The sequence below is a fragment of the Pseudophaeobacter sp. genome (assembly GCF_039971195.1).
GTDB lineage: Bacteria > Pseudomonadota > Alphaproteobacteria > Rhodobacterales > Rhodobacteraceae > Pseudophaeobacter.
Window position 1 is genome coordinate 1 of the sequence record NZ_JBDWPJ010000153.1, and the last position, 16,721, is coordinate 16,721.

Annotated in this window: 22 protein-coding genes; 5 read left to right on the forward strand and 17 right to left on the reverse strand. The window is 60.0% G+C overall.

Annotation, left to right across the window (positions count from 1 at the left end; all coding sequences use genetic code 11):
* The coding region (locus ABJP42_RS13550) for an adenylate/guanylate cyclase domain-containing protein (RefSeq protein WP_348341205.1) at positions 1 to 709 on the forward strand (709 nt) is incomplete at its 5' end.
* A 61-nt stretch (positions 710 to 770) separates the two neighbouring features.
* On the forward strand, positions 771 to 1,163 hold the full coding sequence (locus tag ABJP42_RS13555; protein WP_348341207.1) for a VOC family protein: 393 nt from the start codon (positions 771 to 773) through the stop codon (positions 1,161 to 1,163).
* Between the two features lie 39 nt (positions 1,164 to 1,202).
* Here the strand turns inward: ABJP42_RS13555 and ABJP42_RS13560 are convergent, their stop codons facing one another.
* From ABJP42_RS13560 to trmD, 5 genes are all read right to left on the reverse strand, one after another.
* Positions 1,203 to 2,012, reverse strand: a complete 810-nt coding sequence (locus ABJP42_RS13560; protein ID WP_348341209.1) for a division plane positioning ATPase MipZ — start codon at positions 2,010 to 2,012, stop codon at positions 1,203 to 1,205.
* 224 nt (positions 2,013 to 2,236) lie between these two features.
* Positions 2,237 to 2,458: a 50S ribosomal protein L31 gene (rpmE, locus tag ABJP42_RS13565; RefSeq protein WP_122072112.1), complete on the reverse strand. Its 222-nt coding sequence runs from the start codon at positions 2,456 to 2,458 to the stop codon at positions 2,237 to 2,239.
* 11 nt (positions 2,459 to 2,469) lie between these two features.
* Positions 2,470 to 2,844 (reverse strand): 50S ribosomal protein L19, encoded by a 375-nt coding sequence (gene rplS / locus ABJP42_RS13570; protein WP_348341211.1) that lies wholly within the window; start codon positions 2,842 to 2,844, stop codon positions 2,470 to 2,472.
* A 282-nt stretch (positions 2,845 to 3,126) separates the two neighbouring features.
* Positions 3,127 to 4,584 (reverse strand): M20 family peptidase, encoded by a 1,458-nt coding sequence (locus ABJP42_RS13575; protein ID WP_348341213.1) that lies wholly within the window; start codon positions 4,582 to 4,584, stop codon positions 3,127 to 3,129.
* 118 nt (positions 4,585 to 4,702) lie between these two features.
* On the reverse strand, positions 4,703 to 5,536 hold the full coding sequence (gene trmD / locus ABJP42_RS13580) for a tRNA (guanosine(37)-N1)-methyltransferase TrmD (protein WP_348341215.1): 834 nt from the start codon (positions 5,534 to 5,536) through the stop codon (positions 4,703 to 4,705).
* Positions 5,537 to 5,592: 56 nt separating this feature from the next.
* Between trmD and ABJP42_RS13585 the strand changes: the two genes are divergently transcribed.
* Positions 5,593 to 6,120 (forward strand): phosphotransferase, encoded by a 528-nt coding sequence (locus ABJP42_RS13585; RefSeq protein WP_348341217.1) that lies wholly within the window; start codon positions 5,593 to 5,595, stop codon positions 6,118 to 6,120.
* A gap of 179 nt (positions 6,121 to 6,299) precedes the next feature.
* On the opposite strand, the gene rimM is transcribed toward ABJP42_RS13585, so the two are convergent.
* The 10 genes from rimM to ABJP42_RS13635 form a co-directional block, all read right to left on the reverse strand.
* Positions 6,300 to 6,815: a ribosome maturation factor RimM gene (rimM, locus tag ABJP42_RS13590; protein ID WP_348341221.1), complete on the reverse strand. Its 516-nt coding sequence runs from the start codon at positions 6,813 to 6,815 to the stop codon at positions 6,300 to 6,302.
* A gap of 4 nt (positions 6,816 to 6,819) precedes the next feature.
* Positions 6,820 to 6,960, reverse strand: coding sequence for a hypothetical protein (locus tag ABJP42_RS13595; protein WP_009810722.1), 141 nt, complete (start codon positions 6,958 to 6,960; stop codon positions 6,820 to 6,822).
* Positions 6,961 to 6,964: 4 nt separating this feature from the next.
* The gene (gene bluB, locus ABJP42_RS13600; RefSeq protein ID WP_348341224.1) at positions 6,965 to 7,642 is read right to left on the reverse strand and encodes a 5,6-dimethylbenzimidazole synthase; all 678 of its coding nucleotides are present in this window, start codon (positions 7,640 to 7,642) and stop codon (positions 6,965 to 6,967) included.
* Positions 7,643 to 7,646: 4 nt separating this feature from the next.
* The gene (gene rpsP, locus ABJP42_RS13605; protein WP_348341226.1) at positions 7,647 to 8,006 is read right to left on the reverse strand and encodes a 30S ribosomal protein S16; all 360 of its coding nucleotides are present in this window, start codon (positions 8,004 to 8,006) and stop codon (positions 7,647 to 7,649) included.
* Between the two features lie 41 nt (positions 8,007 to 8,047).
* Complete coding sequence (locus ABJP42_RS13610) at positions 8,048 to 8,374, reverse strand: chorismate mutase (protein WP_348341228.1); 327 nt, start codon at positions 8,372 to 8,374, stop codon at positions 8,048 to 8,050.
* Positions 8,367 to 8,969 carry a GNAT family N-acetyltransferase gene (locus tag ABJP42_RS13615; RefSeq protein WP_348341230.1) on the reverse strand — a complete coding sequence of 201 codons (603 nt, stop codon included), beginning with the start codon at positions 8,967 to 8,969 and terminating at the stop codon, positions 8,367 to 8,369. The genes ABJP42_RS13610 and ABJP42_RS13615 overlap by 8 nt, the downstream gene beginning before the upstream one ends.
* Entirely contained in the window at positions 8,966 to 9,493 is a 528-nt protein-coding gene (locus tag ABJP42_RS13620; protein WP_348341232.1) for a GNAT family N-acetyltransferase, read from the reverse strand. Before ABJP42_RS13620 ends, ABJP42_RS13615 begins: the two co-directional genes overlap by 4 nt.
* Positions 9,490 to 10,032, reverse strand: a complete 543-nt coding sequence (locus ABJP42_RS13625; protein WP_348341234.1) for a GNAT family N-acetyltransferase — start codon at positions 10,030 to 10,032, stop codon at positions 9,490 to 9,492. Before ABJP42_RS13625 ends, ABJP42_RS13620 begins: the two co-directional genes overlap by 4 nt.
* A gap of 1 nt (position 10,033) precedes the next feature.
* Entirely contained in the window at positions 10,034 to 11,563 is a 1,530-nt protein-coding gene (ffh, locus tag ABJP42_RS13630; protein WP_348341236.1) for a signal recognition particle protein, read from the reverse strand.
* A 267-nt stretch (positions 11,564 to 11,830) separates the two neighbouring features.
* Positions 11,831 to 12,343, reverse strand: a complete 513-nt coding sequence (locus tag ABJP42_RS13635; RefSeq protein WP_348341238.1) for a hypothetical protein — start codon at positions 12,341 to 12,343, stop codon at positions 11,831 to 11,833.
* Between the two features lie 227 nt (positions 12,344 to 12,570).
* Here ABJP42_RS13635 and ABJP42_RS13640 point away from each other — a divergent pair, with 227 nt between their 5' ends.
* Both ABJP42_RS13640 and ABJP42_RS13645 read left to right on the forward strand, forming a co-directional pair.
* Complete coding sequence (locus ABJP42_RS13640) at positions 12,571 to 14,508, forward strand: elongation factor G (protein ID WP_348341240.1); 1,938 nt, start codon at positions 12,571 to 12,573, stop codon at positions 14,506 to 14,508.
* A gap of 137 nt (positions 14,509 to 14,645) precedes the next feature.
* On the forward strand, positions 14,646 to 15,173 hold the full coding sequence (locus ABJP42_RS13645; protein ID WP_348341242.1) for a prolyl-tRNA synthetase associated domain-containing protein: 528 nt from the start codon (positions 14,646 to 14,648) through the stop codon (positions 15,171 to 15,173).
* 48 nt (positions 15,174 to 15,221) lie between these two features.
* Here the strand turns inward: ABJP42_RS13645 and ABJP42_RS13650 are convergent, their stop codons facing one another.
* Positions 15,222 to 15,980: an aspartate/glutamate racemase family protein gene (locus ABJP42_RS13650; RefSeq protein WP_348341244.1), complete on the reverse strand. Its 759-nt coding sequence runs from the start codon at positions 15,978 to 15,980 to the stop codon at positions 15,222 to 15,224.
* A 117-nt stretch (positions 15,981 to 16,097) separates the two neighbouring features.
* A complete protein-coding gene (locus ABJP42_RS13655) occupies positions 16,098 to 16,679 on the reverse strand; it encodes an FMN-dependent NADH-azoreductase (RefSeq protein WP_348341273.1) in 582 nt (193 codons plus the stop codon).
* Positions 16,680 to 16,721 lie beyond the last annotated feature (42 nt).

A 16,721-nucleotide genomic window follows, 5' to 3' on the forward strand; every position in this document is an offset into this window, starting at 1 on the left:
GAAATCGATGTCCAACCGGCAGATGGCCAGCGATCTGTTGCAGACCTATCTGGGCCGCGATCCTGGCCAGCGGGTGCTGTCTGGCGAATTCCAGCGCGGTTCGTCCAGCGAGATCGACGCGGTGATCGGCCTGTTTGACCTCAAGGGCTTTACCAGCTTGGCCGGAGAGCTGCCGGGGCCGGAGCTGATTGAGATGCTGAACGATTACTTTGGCATCGCAGTGGCGGCGACCCAGGCGCATGGTGGCAATATCCTCAAATTTCTGGGCGATGGCATGCTGGTGATGTTCAACCTGGGCAGCATCGAACAGGATGCGGCAGCAGCGCTGGCGGCCTCGGCAGAGCTGTGCCGCAACATTAGCCAGCGGAACGGCGAACGTCTGGCAGAGGGGTTGCCCGTCACAGATTGGACCCTGGCACTGCATGCCGGGCATATTCTTTATGGCAATATCGGCGCGGAGAACCGGCTGGATTTCACTGTTATCGGCCCGGCCGTGAACCAAACGGCGCGCATCGCCGGGATGCACCGCTCGGTTGGTCAGAACCTGATATTCTCGCAGGTGGTACAGCAGGCTGTTGTCGGGTCAGAGCACGACATGGTCTCGCTTGGGCGCTACATGCTGCGCGGGGTGCCAGAGCCGCTGGAGCTGTTCACCATCTATCGCCCGCAGGGTTCGATGCCAGATCTGGTGCCCTATGTGGAAGACTAGTGCCGCTGCCTTTGCCTATTTGAGCTTCAAACGGGCCTGACCTACCGTAGAGGATAGCCAGATGTTTTCTCATGTGAATTTGGGAACCAAAGATCTTGAGCAGGCGGTTGCCTTTTTTGATGCCGTCCTCAAACCACTGGGCATAGAGCAGAAGTTCTGCCAGCGAGAGATGGGCTGGGCCGGGTGGCAGCACCGGGATTACCCGCGTCCTTTGTTTTTGGTCGGACTGCCTGTGGATGGCGGTACGCAGTCCTCAGGGAACGGGCAAATGCTGGCGCTGCAAGCGGGCAACCGCCAGCAGGTTGACCAGTGCCATGCGATTGCGCTGACCATGGGCGCGCGCGATGACGGTGCGCCGGGCCTGCGCCCGCAGTATCACCCGGATTACTACGGCGCCTATTTTCGGGATCTGGACAACAATAAAATCTGCATCTGCTGCCACGAAGCAGAGTGACCCCCGGCCTGTTTTTCCAGCGGGTCACATCTTTGAAAATCAGATATCGATTTCGACGCCGGGCAGGTTCACGGCTTTCATCATGTCGCGCAGCTCTTGGCGGGCGGCGATGTTGGAGATGTTCAGCTGCTTGATGCCGATGTCCTTGAGGTCCAGCAGGGTCAGGCCACGGGGGAACAGCTCGCGGAAAATCACCCGCTCAGAAAAACCAGGTGCGACGCGAAAGCCGATGCGTTTGGACAGCATGTTGATGGCGCGTTCCATCTTTTCCTTGTTGACCATGCGCTGGGTGCCGACGCGGTTGCGGATCACTACCCAATCGATGGGCTTGAGCCCGGCCTGAGCCCGCAGCTGGCGGGCGTTCCAAACCATCTCGGAATAGACCGATGGACCGGTGATCTTTTCGCCCTTCTGGTCGGTATGGGCCAAGAGGTCAAAATCGACAAAACTGTCGTTCAGCGGTGTGATCAGTGTGTCGGCCAGCGAATGCGCCACCTGACTGAGGCGTGTATGTGACCCGGGGCAGTCAATCAGGATAAAATCATTGTCCGGCTCCAGGCTGGAGACGGCGGCAGAGAGGCGGTGATCATAGATGTTTTCGCCTGGCTGCAGGCTCTCGGCATCAATCTCGGGCAGTTCGTGCAGCTCGACCAGCGGCAGATCCAGCGCGGATTTCTCCATGAAGGCCTTGCGGTTCTCCAGGTAGCGTCCCAATGAGCGTTGCCGCAGATCCAGATCCAGCGCCGCCACCTTATGGCCAAGCCGGGCCAGCGTTGTGGCCACGTGGATCGAGACGGTGGATTTGCCTGCGCCGCCCTTTTCGTTGCCGACAACTATGATATGCGCCATCTATTGATCCCTTTGGTGTTCTGCGCTGCTCGCGCCCTTCGTTGCAGCTGACTATAGGCGGGCTGCGAATCAATGAAAAGCGCCCAAATGGCAGGAAAAGTCCCGCGTTAGGGCCTGTATTGATCTCATTTGATCGACCCATTCCAGCACGTGCAAACAGCAATCCCCCATAAAAAATGCCGCCCCGAAGGAGCGGCATCTTTGAAACCAAAAGGTTGGGATGCTTAGAAGCCCAGGCCTTCGTATTTCTTTTTGAACTTGGAGACGCGGCCGCCGGCATCCATCAGACGGGTGTTCCCACCGGTCCAGGCAGGGTGCACTGTGGGGTCGATGTCCAGCGCCATCTGATCGCCTTCTTTGCCCCAGGTGGAGCGCATCTTGAGGATGGTGCCATCGGTCATTTTGACGTCGATGAAGTGGTAATCGGGGTGAATATCTTTTTTCATGATACCGCTCCTCAGGCTTTCTTGGCTTTGTAGTTTGCATCTTCACGGATACGTGCGGACTTACCGCGCAGGGCGCGCAGGTAGTACAGTTTGGCGCGACGAACGCGGCCACGACGCACAACGGTGATGCTGTCGATGTTGGTGGAATGCAGGGGGAACACACGTTCCACGCCTTCACCAAAGGAAATCTTGCGAACGGTGAAGGAGCCAGCAATGCCAGCGCCGTTTTTACGGCTGATGCAAACGCCTTCGTAGTTCTGTACGCGCGAGCGCGAGCCTTCAGTTACTTTAAAGCCAACACGGATGGTGTCACCGGCTTTGAAGTCGGGGATGTCTTTCCCCAGGGCGGCAACTTGTTCCGCCTCCAGCTGTGCGATCAGGTCCATCTGATCTTCTCCTATTTTGCTCGTGGTTTACCACGACGTATTTGCGCGTCCTCAGAGCTCTTGGTCTTCACCGGGTCCCACAAATGCAGCCCGCCAGAGGTTAGGTCGTCCGTTCATTAAGCTGTCGGTTTGGCCCGCGCTGCGATGGCCGAAGAAGGCCGGGCAGGGACATGCGGTTCCATCACCAACGACTCGGAAACGCCAAAAGCGAATCCAAGTAGGCGGTCTGTAGGGGAAATGCGCGCCCGGATCAAGTGGGCCGCGCACGCCAGGTGCCTTTGTTTATTGCTTTTGCAGCAGGGAGCCAAAGAAATTGATGCCGGTTTCCAAATTCTCGATCGAGAGCCGCTCATTGGTGCCGTGGAAGCGCGCCAGATCAGATCCTTCGATCTTGAAGGGGTTGATGCGATAGGCGTTCTTGGCCGCCTTGCCATAGTGGCGCGCATCCGTTGCGGCGATGGTCAGGCCGGGTACTGTCGCCAGCGAACCAAAGGCATCCAGGATCGAGCTCTTGATATCGCCATAACCCGCGGCCGAGGACGAGGAAACCGGCGAGGCCGGATTGGCCAGGCTTTCGTCATAGCGAATTTCGATTTCCGGATCATCAATGGTCTGGCGCACATGGGTGACGATGTCTTCAACGGTATCGCGCGGGTGGATGCGAAAATTGATCACGGCAGAGGCCTCAGCCGCCAGCACGTTTTCCTTGCTCGATCCGGTCAGCATGGTGGGCGCGGTGGTGCTGCGCAACATGGCATCGGTGGTTGGAGAGCCCGCCAGAATGGATTCAAGCAGTGGCTTGAACAGCCAGCGGTTGGCAAAGACCACCCGCTGGCCAAAGGAGAAATGCCGTCCCAAGCTGTCAAAGAACTCTTCGGAGAGGCCGCTCAATCCGCCAGGAACCGGGTTCTCCTGCAGCCGGGCCACGGCCTGGGCAATACGCCCCACAGCCGTAACGCGGGGCGGCATCGAGGAGTGACCGCCCTCTGCCTTGGCCACCAGTTCCAGGGTGACATAGCCCTTTTCCGACAGGTTGATGCTGGCCACGGGCTGATCCAGGCCGGGAATGACCTTGTCCAGCACAAAGGAGCCTTCGTCCAGCATCCAGTCCAGCTCGATGCCCAGCTGGTTGAGGTGCACGGCAACCGCCATGGCGCCCAGTCCGCCGACTTCCTCGTCGCCGCCAAAGCTGAAATAGACCGTGCGCTTGGGGGTGAATCCATCGGCGATCATCTTTTCCGCTGCCGTCAACATGGCGATCACGGCGCCCTTGTCATCCAGGGTGCCACGGCCCCAGACAAATTCATCGTCGATCACCCCTGCAAAGGGCTCGTGCTCCCAAAGATCGTGGGAGCCAGGCGCAATGGGAACCACATCATAGTGGCCTGCCAGCAGGATGGGGGCGAGGCTGGGGTCGCTGCCCTCCCATTTGTAGAGCGGCGTTTTGCGGGCCAGAACCTCGCGGCTCATGGTGCTGTGCACCAGCGGGTAGCGTTCTTCGATGAAGGTCAGGAAGGCGGCAAAATCGGGATGTTTCAAATCGGTGGAAACGGTGCGGAATTTCACCGCCTCGGACAGATCCCTGGTCGCCTGCTCGATATCGGCATTGAGATCATAGGGCTCACCAGTGTCGGCCAGGGCCTCTGGCGTATAGCGCAGAGTGTTGAACAGGAGCACCGCCAGCAGCACAACCACCGCCACAGCCAGCCCCGCCAGGATACGCAACAGAATTCGACCCATCAATTCTCTCCCCGATCTGAGCAGCCCCCGTTTGCTCAGGGGGCGATCTCAGTCAAAATGCCATAGTATTGCTGGCATGATGCATGGATGGGGCGCGGCTGTCGTGGCTAACTATACGTCACTTCTTGTTGCGTTTGGGCTTTGCAGCGGGCCTGCTGGATTCATAGGCGCTCCACAGATCGGGGCGGCGCGTCTTGGTGATTTCCTCGGCCATCTCCTGGCGCCACTCAGCCACCTTGCCATGATGGCCGGACATCAGCACATCGGGGATCTTGTGCCCCTGCCACTCCGCCGGGCGTGTGTATTGCGGATGTTCCAACAGGCCAGAGGAAAAGCTCTCTTCCTCGGTGGAGGCCTGATTGCCCAGCACACCGGGGATCAGCCGCACGGTGGCATCGATCAGCGCCTGGGCTGCCAGCTCACCGCCAGTCATGACAAAATCCCCCAGAGAGACTTCCTGGATGTTGTAGTGTTCCAGCACCCGCTCATCGACACCTTCAAACCGGCCGCAGAGCAGCGTCACCCCATCACAGCGCGCCAGATCCTGCATCAGGGTCTGATCCATTGGCTTGCCGCGCGGGGTGAGGTAGATCAGCGGCCAGTTGCCGCCTCGTGGCGCAGAAGTGTCCTGCATTGCCTGGTCGATGGCATTGCCCAGAACATCTGGCCGCAGCACCATGCCCGCGCCGCCCCCTGCCGGGGTGTCATCGACATTGCGGTGCTTGCCGACACCAAAAGCCCGCAGATCTACAGTTTCCAGCTGCCACAGCCCTTCCTGCAGCGCCTTGCCCGTCAGACTCTCTCCCAGCACACCGGGAAAGGCGGTGGGGAACAGCGTCAGGATTTTGGCCTTCCAGACGCCGACCAGCTCTGGCGTTGGCGTCATCAGCTCCCGCGGTTTCAGGGTCGGGCGGATGGCCTTGCGGCCATGGGATTTGTTTGGTGTAGTCATGGCTCCCTTGTTTAGTTCAGTTAGAATTACACGCAATAGAAAGCATTGGTGTTTGCATGGAATTCGCGCCGGGCGGCACAGCCTTTCGGGCCTTGGAGGCGACGGAATATGGCCTGGGTGACAGGGGTGAGATGTTGCAGGCAATTGGCCAGGCAGTGGCCGCACTGCACCGGGTTTCTGGTGTGGGCAAGCGGCAGTTCTGGCCAAAACCCTTTTTGACGCGGATCTTTGACCGGGCGCAGGCGGTACGAAGCGGCCAAATTCAACTCCCACGCCACCACAAGTTTCTGGGTCTCTGCGCTCTGTTGCATCGTTTGGGCCGGGTGGCACGCGGGCAGTCTTTTGATGCCGCGGTTGAACATGGAGATTTGCATCTGCGCAATATTCTTATTGGCGCCGAGACGACCTCTTTTATCGACTTTTCTAACCACAAAGGGATCTTTCCACAGCGCGACCTGGCCACGATCTGGCTGGCGAACTGCCCGGATCATCTGGCGCAAGAAGGGCGCGCCCGGCTATGGGCTGGTGGCAAAGGCAGATTGGGAAGCGTTCGCAAAAGGCTATGGGGCCGATCTGGTGAGTGATCCGGTCTTTCGCTTCTTTTTTGCGCTGCGGATTTTTCACTCTTGGCTTCTCTGATCACAACGACCTCGCCCTTTGGATGCAAAGGCCACTCAGTTGGCGGAGAGTTACGTGCGGGTCTTCACGGCCCTGCTGGCAGAGGAATGACAGGAACCCAAGAGGGGTTTAGAACAGGTCTGTTTTAGAACAGTCCCTCTGGCGGATCTGCGATGATGCGGCCTTGCTCCAGATCCACCGTCGGTACCGCGGCCAGGGTGAAGGGCAGAAACACCGTACCTTTGAGGCCCGCACCCATCAGCTCCAGCAAATCACTGGCACCGTGGTTCTGAACAGATTTCACCGTGCCCAACAGCGCGCCGCCGGTGTCATAGACTTCAACCCCGATCAGATCGGCGTGGTAGTATTCATCGCTGGGCAAGCTGGGCAATTGGTCGCGGGTGGTGAACAGGCGCAGACCTTTGAGCCCATCGGCCTGCTCTTTGGTGTCGATGCCGGCAATGCGGCCGGTAAACCCGCCCTTGATGGCGCGGCCCAGGGTCAGGCTGTAGCTCTTGCTGCCATCTTCGGAGCTCAGGGGAGAGTATTTCTCGATCTCTTCGGGCTGGGCACAAAAGCTTTTGAGGCGGACCTCGCCGCGCACGCCGTAGGATCCGGCGATGGCGCCAACACAGATGCGGTCGTTTTCTGGGGCACTCATGGCTTCACTCTCCGGCGCAGAACCCGGCGCGCATCCACTGGCCGCCAGACTGTGCGCATAGGTCCTTTTGATGGCTGCGCTCGAATAGAATGCCCGAGGTAAAGGCGATCGCAACAAAAATTACAAGGCGGATCAGGCGTCCCATTGGCTCAACGGCTCTCGATCTGCAAAGAAGTCTGCCGGGTTTCCCAGCCCTGGCGCTCCAGCTCGGGGCTGTCGTGCAGCTCTTCGGGGTGACCGATGCAAAAATAACCGATGAGCTTCCAGCCTTCAGGCACCTGCAAATCATCGCAGAGCTGATCAGGGTCCAGCACAGAGACCCAGCCGAGCCCCAGCCCTTCGGCGCGCAGGGCCAGCCAGAACAGGGTCACAGCGGTGACCACCGAGTAGCGCCGCATTTCCGGCATAGTAGCCGCGCCAAGGCCATGGCCCTGGGTGGTCTCGTCATCGCAAAACACCGCCAGCTGCACCGGTGCTTCGCGCATGCCCGAGAGTTTCAGCCCCGCATAGCGGCTGGCGCGTTCACCGGAATATCCGGCAAGGGCCTCGGCATTGGATGTTTCAAAATTGGTCAGGGCGGCGTTTCGTGCGGCATCGCTGGTGATGCGCAACAGGCGCCAGGGTTCGCTCAACCCCACCGAGGGGGCCAGCTGGATGGCGTTGAGGCAGCGCGTGAGCACTGCCTCATCAACCGGATCCGTCCGGAAGCGGCGCACGTCGCGCCGCATCCGCATCAGATGGTCAAGCTGGGCGCGGAACGCCTGTGGAAAGGCACCATCCGGCGCCTCTCCATCAGGCCCCAAAGGGGGCAGGTCCCGCGCCGCCAAGAGCTTATTCCGCGTCTGCGGCTGGCTCGGCGGCCTTGGCTGCTTTTTCTTCAGCGCGTTCCAGAGCTTTCTTGCCAGGGGTACCCTTCTTGGGGTTGTTGCGCTCAGTCTTTTCACGAACGCCAGCGGCTTCGAGCATACGGGCGATACGGTCGGTGACCTGGGCGCCCTGGCCGAGCCAGTACTGAACGCGTTCCATGTCCATTTTTACGCGCTCTTCGCTGTCTTTGGGCAGCAGTGGGTTGTAGGTGCCGAGCTTTTCAACAAAACGGCCGTCACGTGGCATGCGGCTGTCAGCAGCCACGATGCGGTAGAAGGGGCGTTTTTTCGAGCCGCCACGGGCCAGACGAAGTTTGATAGCCATGGGGTAAGTCTCCTTTTATGGCGTTTACAGGGATTGCCCTGTTATTCCTGGTGTTTCTTGTGGTGTCTGATGACTTCCTGAATGATGAAATTCAGGAAAGCCTTGGCAAAATCGGGGTCCAGGTTGGCCCGTTTCGCCAAATCTTCGAGCCGTGCAATCTGCGTGGCCTCGCGGGTGGGATCCGAAGGCGGCAGCGCATGTTCAGCTTTCAGCTGACCCACGGCCTGTGTGTGTTTAAACCGCTCGCCCAGAGTATAGACGAGGATGGCATCCAGTCGGTCGATGCTTTCGCGGTGGCCCATCAGGACCTCTGCGGCGCGAGCGACATCATCGATCTCGGCCTGGGGTGTCTCTACAGGATCAGTCAAGCGCCCATCCTTTTGGTTTGAACAAGGGGTCAGCGTAGTGGCTGATTTCCATTTCGATGCCATGGGCAATCTGGCTGCCCTTCAGCGCCTCGGGACTGGGGTGGCGATAGACCGCGTCATTGCCATCGATGGTCGAGGCCTCGTGGTCTTTGACCGCGCCCAGACGTTCTGCCAGGCGGATGGAATCGAGGTTCTTGGGGTCGAGATAGCTCACAGCTGTCTCCCAGCCCATGGTCTCATAGAAATAGGCGCGGGCGGCATTGGTGGCCTCCAGTGCGTAACCGTGACCGGCGGCATCGGGCCAGATGATCCAGGCGATTTCCTTTTCAGGCCAGCCCGCAGGCATCCAGCCACCGGCCATACCATAGGTTTCATCTGTCACCCTGTCGTGAATCATCCACATGCCAAAGCCGTGGATCTGCCAATGGCCGATCTCAGCTGCATAGAGCATCCAGGATTCATAAGGATTCAGCGGCCCGCCCATGAAGCGGGCGCGGTAAGACGAAAAAGTCGCCTCGAAATTCGGGTAATCCTCGGCCTCAGGACCGCGCAGCACCAGGCGTTTGGTTTCAAGGGTGGGAATGCTCAGGCTCATGCGGAGATCTCCATCTTGGGGTGGCGCCAGATCTGGCAGCGCTTGCCCTGCAATTCACCATCGCACTCAAAGACCGCGCCCAGACGTTTGGCCAGCGCCATGGAGCGGGTGTTTGCATGGGCGATATAGCTGATCACCCCGTTCAACTCCTGATGCTTTGCGGCATGATCACGGGCTGCGGTTGCGGCTTCAAAAGCGTAGCCCTTGCCCTCGGCCTCTTCAAACAGAGTCCAGCCCAGTTCGGGCTCGGACCAGCCGGGGGCAAAGATCATGCCAGTCCAGCCAATGAAGGCGCCAGAGGCTTTGTCGACAATATGCCACAGCCCATAGCCATTCAGCACCCAATGTCCCAGACGTGAAACCAGCGAGGTATAGCTGCCCATGGCATCGCGCGGACCGCCCACCATATGGCTGCGCTCCGTCTCAAAGAAGGCTGCCATCGGCTTTAGATCCTCCAGCTGCGGCGCGCGCAGGGTCAGACGTTCGGTCTCAAGTACCGGGATAGGTAGGGTCAGGGCGTTCATGCGTAGCCCTCCATGCCGCCCGCAGCGAGGTCATCGGGGCCCATGTGGCGCCAGATTTCGAGACTGCCCATGCGCACATGGTTGAAATCACCGTCACGTGTCGCCCCCATACGCTGGGCAACCGCGCGCGAGGCGTGATTCTTCGAATCAACCAGGCTGATAGCCGTTGTCCAGCCGAGGCTCTCATAGGCAAAGGTGCGGGCCGCGGTGGCGGCCTCGGTGGCATAGCCCTTGCCGCCAAAGCCTTCGAACAGGTCCCAGCCGATCTCCGGCTCGGGCCAGCCTTCGGGGTTCCATAGACCGATGATACCAGCAGGTTTGCCGGTCTCTTTTTCCACCAGCGTCCAGCGACCATAGCCGCGCATCTGCCAATGGCCGATCTCCAGCGCCAGATGGCGCCAGACCCGGTCGGGCTCCATCTGCCCACCAACAAACTCAGCCCGCGGTGAGGCATAGAAGGCGCAGAGCGGCTCGAAATCTTCGATCGCTGGCATGCGCATCACCAGGCGCTGGGTGTCTATGGAAGGAACCTGGATCATCTTACTTCTTTTTGCCAAAACCAGAGAGGCCGCCGGGCAGGCCCATGCCGCCCATGCCACCAAGACCGGGCAGACCGCCGGGCATGCCCTTGCCTCCACCCATGGCTTTGGCCGCCGCTTCCAGCGCCTTGGGGTCCATCTGGCTGGGGTCCATGCCGCCCATGTCAGGCATGCCGCCGCCCTTGCCGAGCATGCCTTTCATAGCCTGCTTCAGCATCTTGCCTTTGCCCATCTTGCCCATCTTCTTCATCATGTCCGACATTTGCCGGTGCATTTTCAGAAGCTTGTTGAGATCAGAGACCTGCATGCCCGCGCCGGCCACGATGCGTTTCTTGCGGCTGGCCTGCAGCAACCCGGGGTTGGCGCGTTCTTTCTTGGTCATCGATTGGATCATGGCGATCTGGCGCTTGATCACCTTGTCGTCCATGCCGGCGTCCTGCACCTGCTTGGCCATTTTGCCCATGCCGGGCATCATCGACATCATGCCCTCCATGCCGCCCATCTGCTGCATCTGCTCCAGCTGCATCTTCAGGTCATTCATATTGAAATGACCCTTCATCATGCGCTTCATCATGCGCTCGGCCTGTTCGGCCTCGATGGTTTCCTGGGCCTTTTCAACCAGGGCAACAATGTCGCCCATGCCAAGGATACGACCTGCGACCCGCTCGGGTTCGAAGGTCTCGATGGCGTCCATCTTTTCGCCCAGGCCCACAAAGCGGATCGGCTTGCCGGTTACCGCACGCATCGACAGCGCAGCACCGCCACGGCCATCGCCATCCATCCGGGTGAGTACCACGCCAGAGATGCCGATCTTGGCGTCAAATTCTTCGGCCACTTCAACCGCGACCTGACCGGTCAGCCCGTCGACCACCAGCAGAGTTTCGCGGGGGCTGACCACATTGCGGACGTCTTCGACTTCCTGCATCAGAACGTCGTCAATATGCAACCGGCCAGCGGTGTCGAGCATATAGACGTCATAGCCCCCCAGCGCAGCCTGCTGTTTGGCGCGTTTGGCGATATCAACGGGTTTCTGGCCTGCCACGATGGGCAGGGTGTCGACACCAATCTGGGCACCCAGCACCGCCAGCTGATCCATCGCCGCCGGGCGATAGACGTCAAGCGAGGCCATCAGAACTCGTTTGCCGTCTTTTTCCTTCAGGCGCTTGGCCAGCTTACCGGTGGTGGTGGTCTTACCAGAGCCCTGCAGACCCACCATCAGGATCGGGGCTGGCGGGCTGTCGATCTTGAGCGTGCCGAGGTCTTCGTCCCCGCGCAGCACGTCAACCAGTGCGTCATGCACGATTTTGACAACCTGCTGGCCCGGTGTCACCGATTTGGTGACGGATTGGCCAGTGGCCTGTTCCTGAACCTTTTTGACAAAATCACGCGCCACCGGAAGCGAGACATCGGCCTCTAGCAGGGCAACGCGGACTTCGCGCAGGGCTGTTTTGACATCTTCTTCGGACAGAGCACCCTGTTTGGTCAGCCGGTCAAAAACACCGGAAAGCCGTTCGGATAGATTTTCAAACATGGCTTACGGCCTCCTTTGCCGACTTCAAAACCAGACAGCCCCTATGTAGTGAGCGGGGTGCCCATGCACAATTGCCCCTCAGGCCGGATGTCAGTCGTAGGAGCAATCCAAACAGAATTGCCCCCACGGGCGTAACACGCTGGTGGAGGGCGATCCCCGACAGGTCGAGGACCGGAAGACTTGAGTGCTTCCGGATATTGGCCCTGCGTTACGTGGATCGATCACCAGAGTCAAGCGAAGACAGGTTTTGGCAGGGTTGCAGTTCTGTCAGGCCACTTCTTTTGCCGGCAACCAGCTGTTCACCGCCTTGGCGATCCGATTGGGGCCGACCCCATTGGTATAGGCGGCGACAATCGGGATGCGGGTTTCACCATTGGGGGCAGAGGCCGCTGCCTCCAGAACCAGTGTCGGGCGATACAGGGTTGAGTTATGCCCGTTTTGCCGCGTGGTGGTTTGCTCTATCTCGACATGGGAGAGGTGTTCCAGCGGGTGATCTTCGCTGTTGTAGCCAAAAACGGACTGACGGCGAATGGTGATCGTGCCTGATGGCCGGTCAAAGATGATCTGTACCCGCCTTACAAAGGCGCAAAAGGCAGCGATGCCGATGCCGCCTCCCAGGCCTCCAAACAATATCCCGAACCAGACATCCCCTTCTTCTCCAGTGGCGACAAGAATGCCGGCACCGATAAAAACCAGGATGAATAGGGTAAGCATGATGCCGATCAGCCAGGGCTTGTTGGCAATGATCATTTGCTCTGGGGTGTCTCGGATGATTCGCATCACAACAGCCTAGTCAATTATCGTCAGTTGAGAAGGGGCGAACCAGTGGAGTGCTTGACACAGAGCGGGAGACCTTGCCAACATTGCCCCACGGCCCTTTGATCCAAGCGCCGGATCTCACCGGCACGTTGGGGCCGCGAGGCAGAACCAGCATCAGGTATTCACGCGTTCCTCAAGGTTCGCGCTCCTCACCGGGCGGCCATCTAGCTGAGGGAGGATCCGAACATATGCGCGTTTTCACAATTCTAGGGCCATCGCAGTCAGGCAAAACAACCCTTGCAAGGGCGTTGGCAGGGCTCGACGGGGTCATGGGCAAACGGCAGGAGACAGCAGCGGTTGCAGCGATGCAGCCGTTTTCTTTTATGGGAGAGGACTGGGCGGCCTTTGATATCGCGGGCGGGGCTGAAAACCTGGGGCAGGCAGGGCCGGCTTTGGCGGCCAGCGATGCGGCGGTGCTCTGCGTGCCGGCTGATCCGGCATCGGCGGTGCTTGCGGCGCCCTATCTGCGCATGATCGAAGAGGTCGGCATCCCGGCCTTTCTCTTTGTCAATCGCATCGACCAGGCCACCGGGCGGGTGGCCGATATCGTGGGTGAGCTGCAGACCTACTGCAATCACAGCATTATCCTGCGACAAGTGCCAATCCGCGAGCAGGGCGAGATCGTTGGCGCCGTTGATCTGATCTCGGAGCGGGCCTGGAAATACATCGATGGCCAGCCCTCTGCCTTGATAGAGCTGCCACAGGATATGATGGCGCGGGAACAGGAAGCCCGTACGGAAATGCTGGAGGCGCTGGCGGATTATGATGATCATCTGCTGGTAGAGCTGATTGAGGATCAACAGGTTCTGCCAGAAGAGGCCTATGACATCGCCACGCGGGTCTTGCAGCAAAATGATATGTTCCCGACTCTTTTGGGATCAGCGGAACACAGCAATGGTATTCTGCGTCTGATGAAATCCCTGCGCCACGAGGTGCCGCAGGTCGAGGCCACCAAGACGCGGCTGGCAGAGCTGGGCGATGTGGTGGCAGTAGGCTGCATGGCGGATCAGGTCAAACATCTGGGCAAAACAGTGGTGTTGCGGGCGCTGGATGGTGGGCTGGGCGCGGCGGGCAATCCGGTGGGGGGAAATACCCTGGGGGGGCTGTCCGAGGTTTCTGGTGGAGCCACTGGCAAGGGCACAGCCGCAGCCTCTCGTGCCGGGTTGGGCGCGGGAGATGTAGGCCAGGCGGTGAAATCGGATCACCTCAATCTGGGCTATTGCTATTCTGCGGATGGCAGCGCTGCCCTGCCGGACTGGGCGCAGCCGCGGCCCTCGACCTATCGTCGGCTGGTGATCCCGGTGTTTGAACGCGACGAGGCCCGGCTCTCTGCGGCGCTGGAGCGGATGGCAGAAATCGACCCTGCCATTGTGATCGAGCAGGATGCCCTGTCGGGGCGCGCCTTACTGCATCTGCAGGGGCCGCTACACCTGCGCCGGGTGCTGGCGACGCTGGACAATGAATTTGGTGTCGAAGCCATCGGAGAAATGGTGCCGCCCGCGCTTTGTGAAACCATCACCCGATCCGTCGAGGTGCAGCACCGGCACCGCAAGCAATCCGGCGGCGCTGGGCAGTTTGCAGATGTGGTGATCGAAATGTCTCCGCTGCCGCGAGGGGCTGGTTTTCAGTTCACCGACACGGTGAAGGGCGGCGCGGTGCCAAAGAACTTCATTCCCTCGGTCGAGGCCGGTGTGCGAGAGGCCCTGGCGCTTGGCGATGCGGGGCATCCGGTGGTGGATGTGTCGGTGACCTTGAAGGATGGCAAGTTCCACGCGGTGGACAGTTCCGACTATGCTTTTCGCATGGCGGGTAAAAACGCCACCCGCGAGGCGCTGGGCCAGGCTGGGATGGTCCTGTTGCAGCCGATCATGCGGGTGGCGATCCATGTGCCTTCGGTCTTTACCGGCGGGCTGGTGGCGGTGGTCAGCGGCCTCAAAGGTCAGGTGCTGGGGTTCTCCCCAGAAGAACGCGCGGTGGGCTGGGATGTCTTTGAAACCCTGCTGCCCTTGGCGGCGCAGGATGAGCTTTGCCATAGCCTGGCCAGTGCAACACGGGGCACCGCCTGGTTTGAGACCAGTTTTGATCACTACGAGGAGGCCCGCGAAGATGATTTTGCCCCGGCTTAAAACTGGCCTGGGGCGCAACGCGTGTGCAATAGACTGAAGCGTACAAAAGGGCAGGCCAGTGGCAGTTAGCTCTTGCGCTTGCCGGGGTTTCGGCATGATCTGCCTGGGCTACTTCATGGACCTTTTGGAGACCCGCAATGGATGCACCCTCAGCCGCGCAGGACAATCTGCCGATCAGCTCTGACGCGCTTTTGGCGCAGCTTGATGCCTGGGGGCTGCAGTATGAGCTGTTTAGCCATGTGCCTTTGCGCACGGTTGCGGATGCCAAGCAGGTAGAGGCGCAGATGGAGCGCCCCGGTGTCACCGGCCTGCGCATCAAGAACCTCTACCTGCGAGACCGCAAAAAGCGCAATTTCCTTTTTTCGCTGGAGCAGGACCGTGAAGTCGATCTCAAGGCCTTGGGCAAAGAGATCGGTGCAGGGGGCCTCAGCTTTGGCTCCAGCGATCGCCTGATGCAGAACCTCGGCATTCTGCCCGGCGCCGTCAGCCCACTGGCGATGATCACCGGCGCGACTCAGGGTGTTCAGTTCTTTATGGATGCTGCGGCGCAGCAGGCTGATGTGATCAATATGCACCCGCTGGTCAATGATCGCACCGTGGTGATGCCACGGGCGGATTTTCTGGCGTTCCTACAACGGGTGGGCGTTGAGGTCAGCTGGATCTGAGGTCTGAACCTCTGTAACGTCAGGCTGAAATAGAGACTGAATCAGGCTCTAATCAGGGTCATTTGCCAGGGCCCGGTCAAGCGCCGCAGTGACATGGGCCGCCGAGGGGTTGATGAAGATAAAGCCTTCTGCCTCGAACTGAGCGTCATCGATGTGATCAGGAAAGGCCAGAGGCAGCTCGGTGCAGGCCAGAATCACGGCGCAGCCTGGGGCTGCGTGTTTGCGACAAAACCGCAGCAACCGCGCCCGCGCCGTGGCCGAAGCGCCGCCATGGAAATCCTCGTCGATCATTGCTTGCGCTTCCGAGATCTCACTCTCAGCCAACGGCGCATTGGCCTGCACACCATGGGCGGCCAAGACCTCAGCGTAGTTGCTGGCCTGCATGGTGACGCGGGTGCCGATCACTAGGGCTGTTGTGCATTTGGATTGGGCAGTGACCCCTGCGGTGGCGTCAAAAATGGACAGCACTGGCATGTCCACTCCCCGACGAATGGCATGCAGTCGGGCGTGCGGCGTATTGCTGGCGATCACGGCAAAATCACAGCCAGCGCCCTGCAGAACCAGCAGCGCGTCGCGGAACACCGCATCAAACGCGGCCCAGCTTGCCTCGTCTCCAGCAATGCCGCGCAGGCTGCGGGTCTGCGCCTGATTGACCGAATCAATAGTGATCCTGGGGCTGGGCAGCGGGCCGCCCTCGGCGTGGTCCCCGGCCGCCGTCTGTCTGGCCCAGCTGCCCGCGCAGAGGCCGCGATAGTAATCCAGCGTCGAGGCCCAGCCGACCCCACCAAGAATACCGATCTTTTTCATCTCCACCTGCCCTCGTGCTTTGGTCTGAAAGCCCAGTTTGGCAGGGTCATACACGCGAGCCAATGAAAAACACCGCCCCAAGAGAGCGGTGTCAGAATGTTGTGCAGGGGGAAGGTGTCAGGCGGCGAGGGCTGCAATCGCGGTTTTGGCGCGCTCCATCGAGCCTGTCGCATCCACAGACAACCGATCAGCGGCGACCAGTTCGACATCGGTGATGCCAATGAAGCCGAGCACATGGCGCAGGTAGGTGGTGGCAAAATCAATGTCTGACCCGGCCTGGGTGCCGCCTGAGGCCACGGCGATAATGGCGCGCTTACCCTCCAGCAGGCCGATAGGGCCAGTTTCGGTATACCGGAAAGTGACGCCAACGCGGGCGACCAGATCAATCCAGGCCTTCAGGGTCGAGGGCACCGAGAAATTGTAAATCGGCGTGCCGATGACGATGGTATCGGCCTGTTGCAGCTCGGCGATCAGCGCATCAGACTGCGCCAGCAGCGCTTTTTGATCTTCGCTGCGCTGGTCGGCAGGGGTGAAATTGGCGCCAACCCAGGCTTCGTCCAGCAAGGGCAGCGGGGTTGCCAGATCGCGGCGAATGACTGTATCGGGCGCCAGGCGCTCGGTGATCTCGGCGCTGAGTGAACGGGTTACCGAATTTTCAGCGCGGGCAGAGGAGTCGATATGCAGAACTGTAGAGGTCATGATCTGAATTCCCATTTGGTGTTTCGTCTGCTTCACAAATGG

Excerpts from the sequence above, each read along its gene's own strand:
- rpsP (WP_348341226.1), bottom strand. The coding sequence starts at position 8,006 with ATGGCTATCAAACTTCGTCTGGCCCGTGGCGGCTCGAAAAAACGCCCC.
- trmD (WP_348341215.1), bottom strand. The coding sequence starts at position 5,536 with ATGACTACACCAAACAAATCCCATGGCCGCAAGGCCATCCGCCCGACC.
- ABJP42_RS13625 (WP_348341234.1), bottom strand. The coding sequence starts at position 10,032 with ATGATCCAGGTTCCTTCCATAGACACCCAGCGCCTGGTGATGCGCATG.
- ABJP42_RS13555 (WP_348341207.1), top strand. The coding sequence starts at position 771 with ATGTTTTCTCATGTGAATTTGGGAACCAAAGATCTTGAGCAGGCGGTT.
- ffh (WP_348341236.1), bottom strand. The coding sequence starts at position 11,563 with ATGTTTGAAAATCTATCCGAACGGCTTTCCGGTGTTTTTGACCGGCTG.
- ABJP42_RS13585 (WP_348341217.1), top strand. The coding sequence starts at position 5,593 with ATGGAATTCGCGCCGGGCGGCACAGCCTTTCGGGCCTTGGAGGCGACG.
- rpmE (WP_122072112.1), bottom strand. The coding sequence starts at position 2,458 with ATGAAAAAAGATATTCACCCCGATTACCACTTCATCGACGTCAAAATG.
- ABJP42_RS13645 (WP_348341242.1), top strand. The coding sequence starts at position 14,646 with ATGGATGCACCCTCAGCCGCGCAGGACAATCTGCCGATCAGCTCTGAC.
- rplS (WP_348341211.1), bottom strand. The coding sequence starts at position 2,844 with ATGGACCTGATCGCACAGCTGGAGGCGGAACAAGTTGCCGCCCTGGGG.
- ABJP42_RS13560 (WP_348341209.1), bottom strand. The coding sequence starts at position 2,012 with ATGGCGCATATCATAGTTGTCGGCAACGAAAAGGGCGGCGCAGGCAAA.
- ABJP42_RS13640 (WP_348341240.1), top strand. The coding sequence starts at position 12,571 with ATGCGCGTTTTCACAATTCTAGGGCCATCGCAGTCAGGCAAAACAACC.
- ABJP42_RS13575 (WP_348341213.1), bottom strand. The coding sequence starts at position 4,584 with ATGGGTCGAATTCTGTTGCGTATCCTGGCGGGGCTGGCTGTGGCGGTG.
- ABJP42_RS13620 (WP_348341232.1), bottom strand. The coding sequence starts at position 9,493 with ATGAACGCCCTGACCCTACCTATCCCGGTACTTGAGACCGAACGTCTG.
- ABJP42_RS13595 (WP_009810722.1), bottom strand. The coding sequence starts at position 6,960 with ATGGGACGCCTGATCCGCCTTGTAATTTTTGTTGCGATCGCCTTTACC.
- ABJP42_RS13615 (WP_348341230.1), bottom strand. The coding sequence starts at position 8,969 with ATGAGCCTGAGCATTCCCACCCTTGAAACCAAACGCCTGGTGCTGCGC.
- ABJP42_RS13650 (WP_348341244.1), bottom strand. The coding sequence starts at position 15,980 with ATGAAAAAGATCGGTATTCTTGGTGGGGTCGGCTGGGCCTCGACGCTG.
- ABJP42_RS13655 (WP_348341273.1), bottom strand. The coding sequence starts at position 16,679 with ATGACCTCTACAGTTCTGCATATCGACTCCTCTGCCCGCGCTGAAAAT.
- ABJP42_RS13635 (WP_348341238.1), bottom strand. The coding sequence starts at position 12,343 with ATGCGAATCATCCGAGACACCCCAGAGCAAATGATCATTGCCAACAAG.
- rimM (WP_348341221.1), bottom strand. The coding sequence starts at position 6,815 with ATGAGTGCCCCAGAAAACGACCGCATCTGTGTTGGCGCCATCGCCGGA.